The organism is Paraburkholderia rhizosphaerae (genome assembly GCF_004366595.1).
GTDB lineage: Bacteria > Pseudomonadota > Gammaproteobacteria > Burkholderiales > Burkholderiaceae > Paraburkholderia > Paraburkholderia rhizosphaerae.
In genome coordinates this window covers 143,551-162,172 of the sequence record NZ_SORE01000010.1, presented here as the reverse complement: position 1 = coordinate 162,172, position 18,622 = coordinate 143,551, and the positions used below count along the sequence as shown (strand labels likewise).

15 protein-coding genes are annotated in these 18,622 nt (G+C 63.5%); 11 read left to right on the top strand and 4 right to left on the bottom strand.

Translation table 11 applies throughout. From position 1 onward, the window contains the following. Positions 1–16: 16 nt before the first annotated feature. Positions 17–1,162 carry a branched-chain amino acid ABC transporter substrate-binding protein gene (locus tag BX592_RS15190; protein ID WP_134192647.1) on the bottom strand — a complete coding sequence of 382 codons (1,146 nt, stop codon included), beginning with the start codon at positions 1,160–1,162 and terminating at the stop codon, positions 17–19. A 786-nt stretch (positions 1,163–1,948) separates the two neighbouring features. Between BX592_RS15190 and BX592_RS15185 the strand changes: the two genes are divergently transcribed. Further along, a complete protein-coding gene (locus BX592_RS15185; protein ID WP_134192646.1) occupies positions 1,949–2,647 on the top strand; it encodes a dienelactone hydrolase family protein in 699 nt (232 codons plus the stop codon). A 111-nt stretch (positions 2,648–2,758) separates the two neighbouring features. Further along, positions 2,759–4,264 (top strand): amidase, encoded by a 1,506-nt coding sequence (locus BX592_RS15180; protein WP_134192645.1) that lies wholly within the window; start codon positions 2,759–2,761, stop codon positions 4,262–4,264. A 238-nt stretch (positions 4,265–4,502) separates the two neighbouring features. Here the strand turns inward: BX592_RS15180 and BX592_RS15175 are convergent, their stop codons facing one another. The 3 genes from BX592_RS15175 to BX592_RS15165 all read right to left on the bottom strand — a co-directional run bounded on the left by BX592_RS15175 (position 4,503) and on the right by BX592_RS15165 (position 7,668). Further along, positions 4,503–4,820: a high-potential iron-sulfur protein gene (locus tag BX592_RS15175; protein ID WP_134192644.1), complete on the bottom strand. Its 318-nt coding sequence runs from the start codon at positions 4,818–4,820 to the stop codon at positions 4,503–4,505. A 307-nt stretch (positions 4,821–5,127) separates the two neighbouring features. Next, positions 5,128–6,234 carry an NAD(P)/FAD-dependent oxidoreductase gene (locus BX592_RS15170; RefSeq protein ID WP_134192720.1) on the bottom strand — a complete coding sequence of 369 codons (1,107 nt, stop codon included), beginning with the start codon at positions 6,232–6,234 and terminating at the stop codon, positions 5,128–5,130. Between the two features lie 456 nt (positions 6,235–6,690). Further along, complete coding sequence (locus tag BX592_RS15165) at positions 6,691–7,668, bottom strand: AAA family ATPase (protein WP_134192643.1); 978 nt, start codon at positions 7,666–7,668, stop codon at positions 6,691–6,693. Positions 7,669–7,943: 275 nt separating this feature from the next. Between BX592_RS15165 and BX592_RS15160 the strand changes: the two genes are divergently transcribed. The 9 genes from BX592_RS15160 to BX592_RS15120 all read left to right on the top strand — a co-directional run bounded on the left by BX592_RS15160 (position 7,944) and on the right by BX592_RS15120 (position 18,616). Further along, positions 7,944–8,462, top strand: a complete 519-nt coding sequence (locus BX592_RS15160; RefSeq protein WP_134192642.1) for a hypothetical protein — start codon at positions 7,944–7,946, stop codon at positions 8,460–8,462. 19 nt (positions 8,463–8,481) lie between these two features. Beyond that, the gene (locus tag BX592_RS15155; protein ID WP_243849550.1) at positions 8,482–9,354 is read left to right on the top strand and encodes an endonuclease/exonuclease/phosphatase family protein; all 873 of its coding nucleotides are present in this window, start codon (positions 8,482–8,484) and stop codon (positions 9,352–9,354) included. 122 nt (positions 9,355–9,476) lie between these two features. Then, the gene (locus BX592_RS15150; RefSeq protein ID WP_134192718.1) at positions 9,477–10,139 is read left to right on the top strand and encodes a LysE family translocator; all 663 of its coding nucleotides are present in this window, start codon (positions 9,477–9,479) and stop codon (positions 10,137–10,139) included. A gap of 585 nt (positions 10,140–10,724) precedes the next feature. Next, a complete protein-coding gene (locus BX592_RS15145) occupies positions 10,725–11,495 on the top strand; it encodes a ferredoxin--NADP reductase (protein ID WP_134192641.1) in 771 nt (256 codons plus the stop codon). 538 nt (positions 11,496–12,033) lie between these two features. Further along, positions 12,034–12,960 (top strand): sensor histidine kinase, encoded by a 927-nt coding sequence (locus tag BX592_RS15140; RefSeq protein WP_134192640.1) that lies wholly within the window; start codon positions 12,034–12,036, stop codon positions 12,958–12,960. A gap of 20 nt (positions 12,961–12,980) precedes the next feature. Then, on the top strand, positions 12,981–13,637 hold the full coding sequence (gene rqpR, locus BX592_RS15135; protein WP_134192717.1) for a response regulator transcription factor RqpR: 657 nt from the start codon (positions 12,981–12,983) through the stop codon (positions 13,635–13,637). Between the two features lie 232 nt (positions 13,638–13,869). After that, entirely contained in the window at positions 13,870–15,273 is a 1,404-nt protein-coding gene (gene bcaP / locus BX592_RS15130; RefSeq protein ID WP_134192639.1) for a branched-chain amino acid transporter BcaP, read from the top strand. A gap of 431 nt (positions 15,274–15,704) precedes the next feature. Beyond that, positions 15,705–16,214, top strand: a complete 510-nt coding sequence (locus BX592_RS15125; protein WP_134192638.1) for a (2Fe-2S)-binding protein — start codon at positions 15,705–15,707, stop codon at positions 16,212–16,214. Positions 16,215–16,225: 11 nt separating this feature from the next. After that, on the top strand, positions 16,226–18,616 hold the full coding sequence (locus BX592_RS15120; protein ID WP_134192637.1) for a xanthine dehydrogenase family protein molybdopterin-binding subunit: 2,391 nt from the start codon (positions 16,226–16,228) through the stop codon (positions 18,614–18,616). Positions 18,617–18,622: the final 6 nt, after the last annotated feature.

Sequence of the window (18,622 nt, the reverse complement as noted above, 5' to 3'; positions counted from 1 at the left end):
TCCGCCAATACCGCTCTTACATCTTGACGACGTCGAGCAGCGTCTTCTTACCAGACTTGTAGTTGTACAGCGAGATCACGCCGTGCTTGAGGTCGCCCTTCGAGTCGAACGTGGTTTCACCGATCACACCCTTGTAGTCGGTGTTCGGCATCACGGCGAGGATCTTCGCCGGGTCGGTCGAGTTCGCGCGCTTCATCGCATCGACGATGATGTACACAGCGTCATACGTGAACGGTGCGTAGATCTGGATCGGCTGGCCGAAACGCTTTTCGTACTTCGCTTCGAATGCCTTGCCGCCATCCATCTTCTCGAGCGCCATACCGGCTTCCGAGCACACGATGTTGTCGGTAGCGTCGCCAGCGAGGTCCGACAGCTTGTCGGTACACACGCCGTCGCCTGCCAGCACCTTCGCGCGCAGGCCGAGCTGCTTCGCCTGCTTCGCGAACGGGCCACCGGTGGCGTCCATGCCGCCGTACATGATCGCGTCCGGGTTCTCACCCTTGATCTTCGTCAGAATCGCGCGGAAGTCGACGGCCTTGTCGTTCGTCGCATCGTGCGACATCACGTTCAGACCCAGTGCCTTCGCGGTCTTTTCGAATTCGTTCGCGAGGCCCTGGCCATAAGCGGTCGAATCGTCGACGATCGCGACGCTCTTCACTTTCAGGCCCTTGGCTGCGTAGTTCGCGAGTGCCGGACCTTGCTGCGCGTCGGTCGCAACCACGCGGTACGTGGTCTTGAAGCCTTGCTGCGTGTAGGCCGGGTTGGTTGCCGACGGCGAGATCTGCACGATGCCCGCATCGCTGTAGATCTTCGAAGCCGGGATCGACGTACCGGAGTTCAGGTGGCCCACCACTGCGACGACCTTGTCGTCGACGAGCTTCTGCGCAACCTGCGTGGCCGTACGCGGGTCAGCCGCGTCGTCCTGCGGGTCGAGTTGCAGCGTGACTTTCTGGCCACCGATCGTGAGCCCCTTCGCGTTGATTTCCTCAACCGCGAGGCGTGCGCCGTTTTCGTTGTCTTTGCCCAGGTGTGCAATGCCGCCCGTGAGCGGTGCCACGTGACCGATCTTGACGGTCTGGTCCGCGGCCGCTCCCGTTGCCATCGTCGCGAACAGCACCGCGGCGGCGCTGATCGGCAACAGCTTTTGAATCTTGATGTTCATGTAAGTCTCCAGTTTCGGTCAAAACAACGTAATCGCCCTTGTGCCCCGCTTCCTTCACGTGTCGCTCAAATCCCGTGGACGACTCCGCCGGATGCATCGTTATGCACTTGGCAAGCACGCGGTCCAACCCGTTTGTGACAGGCGGCCTTTCGTACCAGCGCGCAAGTGTAGGCCATCAAATTAATTTGTGGGGTTTTTTTGAGTAAGTGGGATCACTACCAATAGTGTTTATCCCACATGCTCGCTGAAACATCTGTGGCGACAACGCGAAACCTCCGACGGGCGCTTGTTCGGAGCGGCGTTTAGCCGCGTGTTTAGAGCGACGCTTCAGTCCAACAGCAGGTGATGGATGACCTTTTCTCTAAAGGCGCTCGCCAAAAGGCCGTTAATACGCCGATACCAGTTGGGCGCCACCGGCGATTAACCCGCTAGTCAACCATCAAGAAGATCAGTTTCGCCCGCAACGGGCGGTTTGGCCGGAACCGGCGAATGCGCGACCGATGCCGCAGCCGCCGCGCACCGCGTTTCTCAAAGACGTTTCATTAATGAATCGTTCCGGCACGGCGCGTGACGCATGGCCTTTCTCATTTTCAGGTCTATTTTGCGGTCAGTCACAAATCGAATCGCGGGGCCTGCTCTGATCGGCTTACGGGAAATGCGCCGTGACGCTGGAGCGGAGCGCCCGCCGCGCTGCTCCGGCGTCACTGCAGTACGCTGCTTTTGGTGGCAAACTGGGCGCCGTTTTTCGGCCACCTTTGGCCGACCGATTAGCAGAGGAGAATGACCGTGAGCGTGACTTCCCGTTGGATCGACATCCCCGCCGGTTCCGATAGCTTTGGCGCCTATCTGGCGCTGCCGAAAAGCGGCAAAGGTCCTGCCGTTATCATCATTCAGGAAATCTTCGGCGTGAACAGCCATATTCGCGCGGTCGCCGAGCAATATGCGCAGGACGGCTACGTCGCGATCGCGCCGGATATTTTCTGGCGCACGCAGCCGCGCGTCGAGCTGACCTACGCCGGCGCCGACCGCGACAAAGGTATCGAACTGCTGCAGAAGACCAACGTCGATCTGGCCGTCGCCGATATCGGCGCGACCGCGGCCACGCTGCGCGCGATGCCCGAAGTGACCGGCAAGGTGGCGGCGATCGGTTTCTGCTTCGGCGGCCGGCTCGCGTATCTGACCGCCGCGCAAGGCACCGTGGATGCAGCGGTGTCGTACTACGGCGGCGGCATCCAGAACCAGCTCGATGTCGCGCCGAAGATCAACGTGCCGATGCAGTTCCATTATGGTGAGCTCGATTCGGGCATCCCGATGTCGGCGGTCGGCCAGGTGAAGGAGCGCTTTGCCGGACGCGACAATGTCGACTTTCATATCTACCCGAACGCGGATCACGGCTTCAACTGCACCGACCGCGCGAGCTATCACCAGCATTCGGCCGCGCTGGCACACGGCCGCACACTAACGTTCCTCGGCGAACGTCTGTAAGCGACGCGTTCGGTTAAGCTTGACGGCGCGGCGCGTTTCTTCGCGCGCTGCGCAGCAGGTCCGTTTTACCCGTCCCTGTTGTCGGCCGTTCGCTCGGGAGGCGTTCAAGCGGTGCACTCCGACTATCTTGCCCACGACGCCATCGGCCTTGCCGAACTGGTGAAAAAACGCGAGGTCAGCGCGCGCGAGTTACTCGACGTCGCGATCGCACGCGCCGAAGCGGCTAATCCCGCGATCAACGCGATCGTCGTGAAAGATTACGATGCCGCGCGCCGTCGCGCGGCACGCGAGTTCGCCAATGGCGGCAGCCCTGAGCAACTGGGCGCTGGACCGCTCGCGGGTGTGCCTTATCTGATCAAGGATCTGTCCACGCCGGTGGCCGGTTTGCGGATGTCGATGGGCAGCCGCCACTATCGCCATTTCGTCGCAAAAGAGGACGCGCCGCTCATTGCACTGACGCGTGCGGCCGGCCTGAATATCTTCGGCAAGACGAACACGCCCGAGATCGGCCTGATGCCTTATACGGAACCCGAACTGTTTGGCCCGTGCCGCAATCCGTGGAGTCTCGACCACACGCCAGGCGGCTCGAGCGGCGGCGCCGCGGCGGCGGTCGCGGCCGGTATCGTGCCGCTCGCGCATGCATCGGACGGCGGCGGCTCGATCCGGATTCCCGCGTCGTGTTGCGGCCTGTTCGGGCTCAAGCCTTCGCGCGGCCGGCAGCCGCCGTTCGGCGAACCGATGCCGGGCGAACTGAGCAGCGCCCTTGCGGTATCGCGCAGCGTGCGCGACAGCGCGCTGCTGCTCGATCTGACCGCGGGCAATGCGGACCGGCCGCCCGGCGCGCCGGGCACCTTTCTCGGCGCGCTCGCCGCACTGCATGGCAAACCGCTGCACATTGCGTATGTGACAGATCCGATGCTCGCGCCGAGCTTATCCGCGGATGTGCGCGCCGCACTCGAAGACGCGGCGAACCTCGCGACGTCGCTTGGACACCGGATCGAACCGGTATCGCTCGGCATCGACTTCTCCACGGTGCGCAACGCGTATCTGATGATCGGCGCGGTGGTCGCGGAGTCGGCCGTGTTCAACGCCGAGCGCATCACCGGACGCAAGCCGACACGCGACGAGTTCGAAGTCACGACCTGGACGATGGCGCACATCGGCCGCAAATTCGGCGAACGCGCGCTACCGGATGCGCTCGACGAGCAGCGCAAGCTGACCGCGAAACTCACCGATCTGCTGAACCGCTACGACGTGTTGCTGTGCGCGACGCTGGCCTCCGCGCCGATCAAGATCGGCGAGATGCAGCCGAGCGCATTCGAAACGTTGCAAATGCGCGTGGTCAGCACGCTTCGCATCGAAGCATTGATGAAAAAACTGTTGAACGAAACGGCCGACAAGGCATTTGCCTGGGCCGGCTGCACGGAACTGTTCAATCTGACCGGACAGCCGGCGATGTCGGTGCCGCTCTACTGGAACACGCGCGGATTGCCGATCGGCGTGCAATTCGCGACGCGCAATGGCGGCGAAGCGACGTTATTGCGGCTTGCCGCGCAACTCGAAGCGGCGCGACCCTGGTTCAACCGGCGGCCGCCGCTGATGCACGCTCGCGAGTAGCACGCGATGGTGCGCCCGGGCGCGTACTCGCATGTTCGCGAGACGGTGAACGCTTTCGATCATCCCCGGCGCTTTCAGATAAAGAAAGTCCGCCGCACGCCACGCGGCGGACTCTTCTCGATGCATCGGTCAGTCAGCGCGTAACCGGCCGACTATCGATGGATACCCACCGGGCAACGCCGCCCCTTTACGCTTTCCTGTCTCTTACGCTTTCCTGTCTCTTACGCTTTCCTGTCTCTTACGCTTTCTTGTTATACGCGCTGCACCAGCCCTTCGCCGCCACCTGCTTGCCGGCAAACATCGGGCAGGGCGCGAATGCGTCGGTGGCCTTGCCCTGGTAGAAACTGCAGTTGCCGCAGTCTTGACCGGCTGCGTACCTGGCGAACTTGGCCTTATCGACCTGCGTTGCATCCAGCTTGTAGCCCAGCGCTTGCGCGGTCGGGTCGCTTTCGGCGACCTTCGGTGCGTCGGCCAGCGCCTCGCGCGATAACGCCAGTGCCGAGACAGCACCGATACTCGTGATCAGAAACGTACGACGGGATGGGGAAGATTTCATGGGGACTCGCTCCGTTTTGTCTTGACGGGTCCGCCGTTCTATCGACAGCGGTGCCCAAGCATAGCAACGAAGCTGGCCGGCGTGCGTCTTCGATGCCGGTCATAAGCGAATCCGCAAGGTCGGATGCGCACGTGCGCCGTGGTTGCGTCGACGTTGCATCCGAAGTTGCGCCGCAATTTTCCACACAGTTTTTCCGCGCAGTTTCCCGCGCCGTGCTCCGCGCGCCTCGCGGTGCGGTTCTGCACGCAGTGCTCCCGCGCGGTTTCCCGTTACCGCGCAGCCTGCGACACTTGGACGCAGTCGCCCGTTACGCGCGCCCCGCGAGCTCGCACACGCGCTGCGCGATCGCAAGCGACGCGGTCAGCCCAGGTGACTCGATCCCGAACAGGTTCACGAGCCCGCGCACGCCGTGCGCCGCCGCGCCCTGGATCAGGAAATCGGCGGCTGGCTCGCCGGGACCCGACAGCTTCGGCCGGATGCCGGCGTACGCGGGCTGCAGCGCGTGATCGGGCAGCGCCGGCCAGTACGCGCGAATGGCCGCGTAGAACGAGTCGGCGCGGCGCGGATCGACGTCATAGTTGATCGCATCCACCCATTCGACGTCAGGGCCGAAGCGCGGCTGGCCGCCGAGGTCAATCGTCAGATGCACGCCAAGACCCGCCTCGTTCGGCATCGGATAAATGAGCCGACTGAACGGCGCGCGGCCCGACATGCTGAAGTAATTGCCGCGCGCGAGATAAAGCGGCGGCACGTAACGAGGATTCAGGCCGCGAATCTTGCGCGCAAGTGCATTCGCGTGAAGCCCCGCGCTGTTGATCACGCACGCTGTGCCGATCGTGGTCGGCGCAGCGCCACCGACCTTCACGGTAAAGCGCCCATTCGACGCCTCGATCGATTCGACCGGCGCATGAAACGCGATCACGGCGCCGTCGCGTTCGGCATCGCCTTGCAGCGCGAGCATCAACTGATGGCTATCGACGATGCCCGTTTGCGGTGAAAACACCGCGTCGACACATTGAAGCGCGGGCTCGAGTTCCTGTGCTTCCGCGCCGCTGATCCGCATCAGGTCGAGCACGCCATTTTCGCGGCCGCGCGCGAGGATGCTTTCGAGTTGCGGAATCTGGTTGCGCGCGGTCGCGACGAGCAGCTTTCCGCAACGCTGATGCGGCACCCCGCGCGCCGCGCAGTATTCATACAGCAGTTCGCGGCCGCGCACGCACAGCGCGGCCTTTTGCGAGCCGCGCGGATAGTAGATGCCTGCATGAATGACCTCGCTATTGCGCGAGCTCGTTCCGACGCCGATCGCCTCGGCCGCTTCGAGCACGATCACTTCGCGCCCGCGCGCTGCCAACGCGCGCGCGATAGCGAGACCGATCACGCCCGCGCCGACCACCACACATTCGATTTGATCCATGTCCATTGACGCGGCCTGCGATGCACCGCGTTCTGTCTCGTCCACCCGGTGAAGATGAAGATTTCGTACGGTCGACCGGGTACTGCCGATACCTGCCGATTCCCTGCGCCGTCGCACGCCTCATGCACACACTGCAAAATTGTACGACGGCTCCAGAGACGCAAATGCCCGAAGCCGGAAAGGCTGCGGGCATGGCGATCTTCAACGCGTACCGCGTCGATGGAGTGTACGCCGTCGATGCCGTCGATGTGTGGGAAAGCCGACTAATTGGATAATTTATCGCGCGCGAAGATTTGAATCAGCAGCGTCACCGCCAACGGCAATCGTTTGCGCACCCATGCTTGCGTGCAAACGCTTCGCTATCGCCCTCTCACGCCAATAAAGGGAATTTACCGTTGCAGATCAAGCCTCTATCCCGTCTTTCATTCGCTTTTCCGGTCGACGCTTCGTGACTGTTCAGAACCCGATCGGCTTGCGCCGCGTCTGGTAATCGAGCCGGATATCGCCCGCGTCGATTGCGTCGCGACCGTCGATGCGCGCCGCGCCGAATCCATTCAGAATCGCGCGCCGCATCTCGCGGGGTGATGCGCGCTGCAGCTGGTCGAGCGCCGGCTCGGACAGGCATGCGGGAAAACGCAGGCCCCAGCCGTGCGCGCCGCGAATCTCGTCGTAGATCGACTGCGCGATGCGGCGCGCGCCGTCCCGGTCCGGCGCAGGAATTTCGTAGATGTTCATCCGGTTCAGGATCGGCTCGGGAATCGCGCGCGCGTCATTCGCGGTCGCGATCCAGATGACGTGGCCGGCGTTGATCGGAATCTCCGCGAATTCGTCGATAAATGTCTGCGCGGTATCGTGTTCGAGCAATGCGTACAGTGCACCGAGCGGGTCGTATTGCGAATCGCCGCTTGCCTTGTCGATTTCGTCGACCGCGATCACCGGGTTGGCATAGCTGCCGTGCACCAGCGCGTCGAACACCTTGCCCGGCTTCGCGTTTTTCCACTGCGATGACGCGCCCGACAGAATCCATCCCGCCGTGAGCGCGCCCATTGCAACGTAGTGATAAGACGTGCCGAGCAAGCGCGCCAGTTGCTTCGCAAAATGCGTCTTGCCGATGCCGGGGTCGCCGAGCAGGAGAATCGGCATCAGCTCGAGCCGGTCGTCCGTTTCGATGCACAGCGCAACCTGCTTGCGCACGTCATCGAGCGGCTCCGCGAAGTTCGGCAAGGTATCGATCAGATCGTCGATCGACGGCATCCGGTTTGGCTTCACGCAAAAGCGCAGGTTGCCGACCTTCAGCATCTTTTCGTACGTCGCGCGCAGCGCTTCGTTCGCGCCGTCGCTGAGATCGTTGAGCGCGGTTTCGACCTGCTCAAGGTCGTACACCTTGCTGAAAGACGCTACCGCGATCTCCTGTTTGACCATCGCCGTTGTCATCGCTCACCCCGTCATGCTCGTATTGCTCGTTGTTGCGCACGGCGCCCGACTGCGCCGGTCCGATTTCAGTGTAACGATGCACAACAGGCTTGCAAGCCAGCAGCGCTAAGGGGTTGCTGCTAATACCGCTTGATTGCGCGTGACTGCGTCACAATCTGTCAGATATTGTTGCTGAACCCGGGTGTGGATCCGGGGTCAGAGAAGTTCTTGACATCAGGCGTAAGATGATTGGCTGTCGGACAAGCGCGGCCGCAATGATTCCGGAGACTTCGTTCATGTGGAAAGCCCGCATCGCCGCCGTAGTGCCCGCCGCACTGCTATTGACGCCGCTGTTCGCGTTCGCGCAGCAGTCCGGCACGACCGCGCCGGTCGTGCAATGGAAGTTGCAGGTGATGCAGAACGGCGAGCAGATCGACGCATTCGACGGCACCACGACCGTCGGCCAGGCGCGCACGGACACGCATCATCATGTCGTCCAGCACGACGTCGGCTGCAAGGATCAGCCGGCGGGCAGCATCGATCTGCAGCGCACCGTGACGGTCACGCCGATCGTGGCGGACGCGAGCGGCGTCACGCTCGCGGTCGATGCGCAGGAAACGCTCGAGGACGCCGGCCCGCAGCGCACGTCGCCAAGCGGCTGCAAGCTGCCGCCGCAACCCCGCCAGGTCAGTGCGAGCCATCCGGGCCTCCGGGCGCCGCCCGGCGATTGGGCATCCTGGCAGATCATCGACAAGGATCCGCAACTCGTCTATCGCGTAAGCGCGAGCGTCGCCAACACCCCGGCACAGCAATGAACAACGTGGACAACGCGGCATGCGAAACCCCGAAGAATTGATACGCGAAACTGCGCGGCGAGGCGATTCCGAACAGATCGACGCGAAACAGCAGGACAAGCAGGGTGAGCCCGGGCCCACCATCGCGCTGCCTGACCGCGACTTCATCGCGGTGAGCTGGAATCTGCACAAAGGCCGCTCGCCGCTCGGATTTCAGGCGTGGCAAGCGATGCAGCGCTGGGTGCAGTCGACGCACGCCGACGCGTATTTCCTGCAGGAAGCGATGGCGCGCCGGATGCCGGCGCCGGTGCTGGCAAGCAACTTCGGCGCGCCGCTCGGCGAACCCACCGACGACATCTGGCATTGCCAGGCGACCGAAATCGCGCGCGCGCTCGAGATGCAGATTGCACTCGGCCCGAACGTGTTCAAACCGTCGTGGCGGCATGGCAATGCGATCCTGTCGCCGCATCCGCTGGACCTCGGCGGGCGCTGGGATATTTCCGCGCACCGGTTCGAGCGGCGCGGCCTGCTCGTCGCGCGCGCGACGTTCGCCGGACACTCGGTCACATTGCTATGCGCGCACCTCGCGCTGACACGGCAGGCGCGTCTGCGGCAGATGCAATGGATCGCGCACTGGATCGTAAAGGAAGCGCCCGACGGACCGCTCGTGCTCGCCGGCGACTTCAACGACTGGCGTAACGATTCGGTGCCGCTGTTCGCCGAACTCGGCCTGCATGAGGTTGCGACGTTACTCGGCGAATCGGGCCGCACCTTTCCGGCGTTTTCACCGGCACTGGCATTGGACAAAATGTTCGTACGCGGAATGAAACCGGTCGAGTGGATCCAGCCGGCGCAGGAAACCGCGTGGCTTTCCGATCACTTGCCTTATATGGCACGACTGCGTATCGACTAAACCGCGGACTAAACCGCGGACTCACCGGCGGCCCAAACCACGGACTAGAAGGCGGACTGAACGGCGCGCGGGACAGGTAAGATCGCACATTTGCCGATCTTTCTGGCGCACCCTTGTTCAGAATGCATAGCCATCCCTATCTTCCCGTCCTGCTGCAGATTGCGGTCGTCTATATGCTCGCGGCGATGAGCCCGGGTCCCAATTTTTTCATGATCACGCAACTATCGCTGGCCGGGCGGCGCCGGCTTGGCGCGGCGTCCGCGCTCGGTGTCGGAACCGCGTCGACCATCTGGGCAACACTGGCGATGCTCGGATTCGCGACAGTGCTGCAAAGAATCGATTGGGTGTACAACGGCATTCGCATCGCCGGCGCGCTGTATCTCGTCTGGTTCGGCTTCAGGCTGCTGCGTTCGAGCTTCGCGCGCAGCGGTGACAGCATCACGCCCGCAACATCGGCAACGCCGTCGATGCGTTTAGCGGACGATGCCGGCGCTCACTTTCGCGCATGGCGCGCCGGGCTCGTCACCTGCCTGACCAATCCGAAGTCCTGCGCATTCTGGACCAGCGTGTTCGCGACGATGATGCCGGCACACGCGCCAGTCTGGTTCTGCGCGATCGTGATCGCGATGATCTCGTTGCTGTCGGCCGGGTGGTACGGCAGCGTCGCGTTGATGTTCGGCACCGAGCGCACGCAGCGCGGATACCGGAAACTGCGCAGGCCGTTCGACGCGCTCTGCGGCGCGGCGCTGATCGGTCTCGGCGCGAAACTCGCGGCTGACCGCTAGGCGAAACGAAAGCCGGGCGACGCAACGGCGATCGACTCGCGCACGCGCGGTCATCTTTCCCCAGTCGCGAGAGTGGTTTCGGTCCGGGGCTGCCGCTCCTGGTTCCAGTTCCGCGAGCAGGGTCAATACACCGGCGCGCGGCCGGTTTCGGTATCATCGCGTGACCCGTTGGCCGAGTCGGTGCGCATGCGGTCAGCGCCGCAGCGCCGAACGCGGTCCGCCGTTCGAATCCGCGCGGCAGCAGCGCGTAGCGTTGCGCGCGCCGCCTGTCCGGCAAGCACGCGTTCGCGGCTGTCATCGCGCATACCGGGCGGTGCGCTTCATGCGTCAGCGCGTCGCCGCGATCCCCGCACCAGGTCCGTGCGACCGCACCGTAAGTGTTGTGGCCGTCGCCGCCGCGCACCGGTCGCGGTAGCACCGTGACCATCCGCCGGCCTGCGAATCGGTATCGCGGTAAAATAGCGGATTACGCATTATTTTCCTGCGCGGCATGTCCCCGTTATAACGATCAGGGGGTCGCGCGCCGCCGTGTCGGCCGTTCAGTTTCGATCAGGCCGTCGCAGTTTCTGCCTCATCCAAGAAGCCATGAGCAACCTGAATACACAAACCGTCCTGAGCGTCCACCACTGGACCGATACGCTTTTCAGCTTTACCTGCACGCGCGATGCGTCGTTCCGCTTCGAAAACGGCCAGTTCACGATGGTAGGCCTCGAGGTGGACGGCAAGCCGTTGATCCGCGCTTACAGCATGGCAAGCGCGAACTACGAAGAGAATCTCGAGTTCCTCAGCATCAAGGTGCAGGACGGCCCGCTCACATCGCGTCTACAGCATCTTAAGGTTGGCGACCCGGTGCTGATCGGCAAGAAGCCGACCGGCACGCTGATGGCCGACAATCTGCTGCCGGGCAAAACGCTGTGGCTGCTGTCGACCGGCACGGGCCTCGCGCCGTTTATGTCGATCATCAAGGACCCGGACGTCTATGACCGCTACGACAAGGTCGTGCTCACGCATACGTGCCGCTTCGTCGACGAACTCGCGTACAAGGAATACATCACCGACCATCTGCCGGCGCACGAGCACATTGGCGAGCTGATCCGCGACAAGCTCGTGTACTACCCGACGGTCACGCGCGAAGCGTTCGAGAACCGCGGCCGGATTACCGAGCTGATCGAAACGCAGAAGCTGTTCGCGGACCTCGATCTGCCGCACTTCTCGAAGGACAATGACCGCGTGATGCTGTGCGGCAGCCCGCATATGCTGCGCGACACGCGCGAGCTGCTCGACAACCTGGGCTTCGAAGAAGGCAGCAACAATGCGCCGGGCCACTACGTGGTCGAAAAGGCGTTCGTCGGCTGATATTCGTCAAGCCCGCGCCTGCAGCTACCGCGCCGCACTCGACGTAAAAACAACAAGACCGGGACATTCCCGGTCTTTTTTTACGTCCACGCCTTTTCCCTTCTATTTGCTTTATGCATCATGCAATTTGGATAAACCAAAACGCATGATGTGCTGCTGTGTCATGCCGCACGGGCAAACGTTACAAATTGACACACCGGAACGTCTATGACCTGTAAGCATTTTTCCTACAAATCTCGCCCTGGGAAATGGGATTTGAAGGGTGGAATTTACGCGCCAGGCCTTGCTGTGCCTGCATATTTTTCTTTTTTTAGGATATGATCGCGGCGCAGTACCCCTACACGGCACCTACGATCGGGATGTCGTCGAGTTGTTACCGAATGTAAATTTCGTTACGCCCCCGCGTAGCGATTGTCCGTCAAGGCAAAGCCGGAGCCGGACACGTCTGGGAGGCCAAGGGTTCGCATGCGTTTTTCTGTATTTGCATTGTCGACACACAGCCGGTTCGCCGGCCAGGCAATTTTCTGACAGGGAAAGCATGGATACGTCGACCGTGGTACTGATCGGCGCACACACGCCTGACTCGATCGCAGGCGATGCCGACGATGCGCGCGCCGCATCGCGACACCTTGCCGGCACGCGACCGGCCGGCGCGGATGCTGCCCTGCGCCGCGCGGTTGACCTCGCCCCGCTGTCAGCCGAACTCGCCGAAATTGAGCGGCTGCGCGCCCGCGTGCGCGAACTGGCGACTGAGGTCGCCCATGCGCACGAAGCGGCGCGCTGCCATCTCGCGCAGGAACTGCACGACAACGCCGGCGCCGAACTCACCGCAGCGCGCTTTGCACTTGCCAATATCGATACCTGGCTGCCCGCCGGTGCGCCGCCGCAATGCGCGGCGTCGCTCGCAGTCGCCAGGCGCTCGCTCGATGCGGTCGCCAGCGCGACGCGCGAGGTGATCGACGAGCTTCATCCGCCGGCGCTCGACAGCGGGATCGTGCACACGCTGTCGCAATGGACCGGCAGCTTCGCGGCGCGCACCGGCCTGCGCACGAGCTTCGTGTGCGCCGCCGACGCACGTTTGACGCGCCTGCCAGGCGATGCCGCACTGGCGGTTTTCCGCGTCGCGCAGGAAGCCTTGAACAATGTCGCAAAGCATGCCCGCGCATCGGGCGCGGACGTGCGGCTCGAGACCGACGCCGAACATCTGATTCTGGTCGTCGCCGACGACGGGATTGGCCTGAAGCGCACATCCCGTCAGCGTGAACAACGCTTCGGTCTGTCCGGCATGCGCGCACGCTGCGAAGCATTCGATGGCGAGCTCAGCGTCGCGAATGCGTGCCGGCCGCAGCAGCCCACACCGAACGCGCGAAACGCACGACCGGGCACCGCGATTCACGCGCGATTCGCATGGCGCGCGCTGCTGTCCACCCCCCAACCCAACGTGCGGCGCCGCGCCGCACGCTGATGAATGATCACGACGCGACGATGAACCTGCGCATCCTCCTCGCCGAAGATCACGCCGTGGTTCGCCAGGGCGTGCGCCAGTTGCTGCTTGACCGCGGTGTCGCACATGAAGTCGCGGAGGCCCAGACTGGCGCGGAAGCGCTGATGCAGGCCAGCCGGCACCCGTACGACGTGGTCCTGCTGGACATCTCGTTGCCCGACCTGAATGGCGTCGAGGTGCTCAAACGCCTGAAGCGCAAGGTGCCGCGCGTGCCGGTGCTGATGTTTTCGATGTATCGCGAAGACCAGTACGCGGTTCGCGCGCTGAAGGCGGGCGCCGCCGGCTATCTGTCGAAGACGATCGACGCCGCGCAGATGATAGCCGCGATCCAGCAGGTCGCCGCGGGCCGCAAGTACGTGAGCCCGGCGATGGCCGAAGCGCTCGCGAACTACGTGTCGTTCGACGGCGAGCAGATGCCGCACGAAAAGCTGTCCGACCGCGAATATCAGACGCTGTGCATGCTCGCGTCCGGCAAGCGGCTCACCGATATCGCAGTTGCGCTGTCACTGTCGGTGAAGACGGTTAGCGTGTATCGCACGCGGCTGCTTGAAAAAATGAAGCTGCGCAACAACGCGGAGCTCACCTTCTACGTGATGACGAACCGGCTCGTCGATCTGAATCCCGCGATGACCGCCTGAGGCCTTGCGCGACGTCCCGCTCCCGCGCGAAGCCTCGCATCGGTCCCGGTCTGCATTCCGAAGGTTCTGCTGAGCGCTCGGAAGTCATCGCGAAATCACCTATTGCGCATCAGCTAAAATCGAAGGTTCCCCGGCAGTCTGCGCGCGCCGCGCGCACTTGCCTGGCGTCGGACCGGAGCGCGTGCTGACGCGCCCGCTCGGGTCGACTCGCTGCACTGGAGACCCTTCGTTAATGTCTGTATTCCGCAAGAAAAGCGTCGAGCATATGATCGCCGGCGCGCAAAGCGCCGGCCTCAAGAAAGCGCTCGGTGCGCTTGATCTCACATTCCTCGGTGTCGGCGCCATTATCGGCACCGGCATCTTCGTGCTGACCGGCACCGGCGCGGTTCAGGCCGGCCCGGCGCTGATGATCTCGTTCCTGATCGCCGCGATCGCGTGCGGCTTCGCGGCGCTCGCGTACGCGGAGTTCGCCTCGACGATTCCCGTCGCCGGCTCGATCTATACGTACTCTTATGCGACGTTGGGCGAGCTCGCCGCGTGGATCATCGGCTGGGACCTGATGCTCGAATACGGACTGGCTACGTCAGCGGTATCAGTCGGCTGGTCCGGCTATCTGCAGTCGCTGCTCGCGGGCTTCGGCATTTCGCTGCCGGTCGCGCTAACCGCGGCGCCGGGCGCGCTGCCCGGCCACGTCACACTGTTCAACCTGCCCGCGTTCCTCGTGATGATGGCCATCACCACGCTGCTGTCGATCGGCGTGCGCGAGTCGACGCGCGTGAATAATCTGATGGTTGCGATCAAGGTGATCGTCGTGCTGCTGGTGATCGCAGTCGGCGTGTTCCACGTCACACCGGCGAACTGGCACCCGTTCATGCCCAATGGCTGGCCGGGCGTGTTCGGCGCGGCCGCGGTGATGTTCTTTGCGTTTATCGGCTTCGATTCGGTATCGTCGGCGGCGGAGGAAGTCAAGAATCCGAAACGCGATCTGCCGATCGGCATCATCGCGTCACTGGGCGTGTGCGCGGTGCTGTACGTCGCGGTTGCCGCGGTCGTCACCGGCATCGTGCCGTCCGCCAGGTTTGCGCATATCTCGCATCCGGTGTCCTTTGCATTGCAGGAGGCCGGACAGAACTGGGTCGCGGGCCTGATCGACCTCGGCGCCGTGCTCGGCATGCTGACCGTGATTCTCGTGATGGCATACGGCCAGACCCGCATCATCTTCGCGATGTCGCGCGACGGCTTGCTGCCCGCCGCGCTGTCGCGCGTGCATCCGCGCTTCGCCACGCCATTCCTGACAACCTGGATCTGCGGGCTCTTCTTCGGCACGATCGGTGCGCTGGTGCCGCTCGATGTGCTCGCCGAGCTGATCAACATCGGCACGCTGTCGGCGTTTTCGATGGTATCGATCGCGGTGCTGATCCTGCGCCGCACGCACCCGGAGTTGCCGCGCGCGTTCCGCTGCCCTGGCGTGCCGGTCGTGCCGGCGCTCGCCGTCGCGTCATGTCTGTTCCTGATGGTGAACCTCGAAGGCGTCACGTGGGCCGCGTTCGTGGTCTGGATCGCGATTGGCCTCGCGATCTATTTCGGTTACTCACGCCGCCGCTCGAAACTCGCGCATGGTGTGCATCCGCACTAAAGCGGACAACGCGCGCAGACGCTCCTTTTCAATCCATTTCATACCCGTGAGAACGGCGCGCAGCGTGAAGCGGCGCGCCGTTCTCATGCTGCGCCCGTCACCCGTTCGAGCGCTCGAACCGCGCCTTCTTCAGGACCGCGACGATTTCCCCCGATAGCCGCCCCGGGAGATTTGTGCTTTACTTTTCGCGTCGCAAATCACTAATAGCACCAACCGAGCCGGACCCTCAGCAGGCAGGCGGTAGGTAGTGAATGTGGGCTCGTGCCGGTCTCAATCCCCACCCGCATGGCAGCGGAGTAAGCGGTGAAGCGCTAACTCCGGTCGACCGCCGCATAAGTCCTGGTAAGCGCCAAAGCGCCAACCGGGAGCAATACGGCGTGGGACCGGAGTGAGCGCTAAAGCGCTAACTCCGGTCGCAAAGGAGACAGTTCATGGCGATCAGCATCAGTCTGACGGTGAACGGCGCGCCCGTTACCGCGAACGTCGAGCCTAATACACTACTTGTTCAATTTTTGCGCGATCAGCTGCGGCTGACCGGCACGCACATCGGCTGCGATACCGCGCAGTGCGGCGCGTGCACGATCCACCTGAACGGCCGCGCGATCAAATCGTGCAACATGCTCGCGGCGCAGGCCGATAGCGCGGACATCACGACCATCGAAGGACTGTCGAAGAACGGCGAACTGCATCCGATGCAGGCCGCGTTCAAGGATTGTCACGGGCTGCAATGCGGGTTCTGCACGCCTGGCATGGTGATGAGCGCGACCGCACTGGTCGCGACGCACCCGCAACTGAGCGAAGCCGACGTGCGCGCGCAACTCGACGGCAATCTGTGCCGCTGCACGGGCTATCACAACATCGTCAAAGCGATCGTAGAGGGCGCGGCCGCGATGCAGGCCGGCGCGGGTTCCACGCAAAACGCCGCCAAGGCCACTGCCTGAGGAGCCCGACAATGAACGCACCCGAAACCCATCGCATGATTGGCGCCTCCGTCAAACGCAAGGAAGACGCGCGTTTTCTGACCGGCAACGGCCAATACACCGACGATGTGACATTGCCGCAGCAGTCGTATGCGGTGTTCCTGCGCTCGCCTCACGCGCATGCGCGCATCAAAAGCATCGATACGACCGCGGCGAAGCAGTCGCCCGGCGTCGTCGCGATCTTCACCGGCGCGGACCTCGCGGCGGACAAGGTCGGCGGTCTGCCGTGCGGCTGGCTGATCCACAGCGTCGACGGCAAGCCGATGAACGAACCGCCGCATCCGGTGATCGCGCATACGAAGGTGCGCCATGTCGGCGACCAGGTGGCGCTGGTAATCGCCGACTCGATCAACGCGGCGAAGGACGCGCTCGAACTGATCGAAGTCGACTACGACGAACTGCCGGCAAACGTCGACACCGCGCATGCCGCGGATGCCGGCCAGCCGGCTGTGCACGAAGAAGTACCGGACAACACCTGCTTCACGTGGGGCCATGGCGACAAGGCGGCGACCGACGCGGCCTTTGCGAAAGCCGCGCACGTGACAACCCTCGACATCGTCAACAACCGGCTCGTGCCGAATGCGATCGAGCCGCGCGCGGTGAACGCCGCGTGGTCGCCGCACGACGACAGCTATACCGTGTACGTTGCCAACCAGAATCCGCACGTCGAGCGGCTGCTGATGGCAGCGTTCGTGCTCGCGCTGCCGGAGTCGAAGGTGCGTGTGATCGCGCCGGACGTCGGCGGCGGCTTCGGTTCGAAGATCTTCCTGTATGCGGAGGACGTCGCGGTGACATGGGCGTCAAAGAAGGTCCGGCGCCCGGTCAAATGGACTGCGGAGCGCTCCGAGGCGTTCCTGTCCGACGCACACGGCCGCGACCACGTGACGAAGGCCGAACTCGCGATGGACAAGGACGGCAAGTTCCTCGCAATGCGCGTTCATACGATCGCGAATATGGGCGCGTATCTGTCGACGTTTGCGTCGAGCGTGCCGACGGTGCTATACGCGACGCTGCTCGCGGGCCAATACGCGACGCCCGCGATCTACGCTGAAGTGAAAGCCGTGTTCACGAATACCGTGCCGGTCGACGCGTATCGCGGCGCAGGCCGCCCCGAAGCGACCTATGTGGTCGAACGTCTGGTCGAGACGGCCGCGCGCGAACTGAATGTGAATCCGGCCGAACTGCGCCGCCGCAACTTTATCCGTTCGTTCCCGTATGCGACGCCGGTCGGCCTCACGTACGACACCGGCGACTACGAAACGCTTCTCGCGCGCGCGATCCAGCTTGCGGACGTCGAAGGGTTCGCCGCGCGCAGGCAAGCATCGGAACAGAAAGGCAAGCGGCGCGGCCTCGGCTTCTCGTGCTACATCGAAGCATGCGGACTCGCGCCGTCGAACGTCGCCGGCGCGCTCGGTGCGCGCGCGGGCCTGTTCGAAGCCGGTGAGATCCGCGTGCATCCGACCGGCTCGGTCACCGTGTTCACCGGCTCGCACAGCCATGGCCAGGGCCATGAGACGACCTTCGCGCAGGTGGTCGCGGACCGGCTCGGCATATCGATCGACAACGTCGAAGTCGTGCACGGCGACACCGGCCGGATTCCGTTCGGCATGGGCACCTACGGGTCGCGCTCGATCGCGGTCGGCGGCTCGGCCATCATGAAAGCGCTCGACAAGATCGAAGCGAAAGCGAAGAAGATCGCCGCGCATCTGCTCGAAGCGTCGCCTGACGATATCGAGTTCAAGGACGGCACGTTCCGCGTGGCCGGCACCGATCGCACGAAGACCTTCACCGACGTGTCGCTCGCCGCTTATGTGCCGCACAACTATCCGCTCGACAAGCTCGAACCCGGACTCGACGAAAGCGCGTTCTACGATCCGACCAACTTCACGTATCCGGCCGGTGCGTATATCTGCGAAGTCGAGGTCGACGTCGACACAGGGGAGACGCGGATCGAACGCTTCACCGCGGTCGACGATTTCGGCAACGTGATCAATCCGATGATCGTCGAAGGGCAGGTGCATGGCGGGCTCGGGCAAGGGATCGGCCAGGCGATGCTCGAGCGCTGCGTGTACGACAACGAAACCGGTCAGCTACTGTCGGGCTCGTATATGGACTATGCGATGCCGCATGCGTCCGATCTGCCGGACTTCACCGTGGAGACCGCGAAGGGCACGCCCTGCACACACAATCCGCTTGGCGTGAAAGGCTGCGGCGAAGCGGGCGCGATCGGCTCGCCGCCGGCGGTGATCAACGCCATCATCGATGCACTAGCGCCGCTTGGCGTGACCGACCTGCAGATGCCGGCGACGCCGCATCGGATCTGGTCCGCGATAGAAGCCGCACAACCTTCACAACGCGCCTGAGCGGAG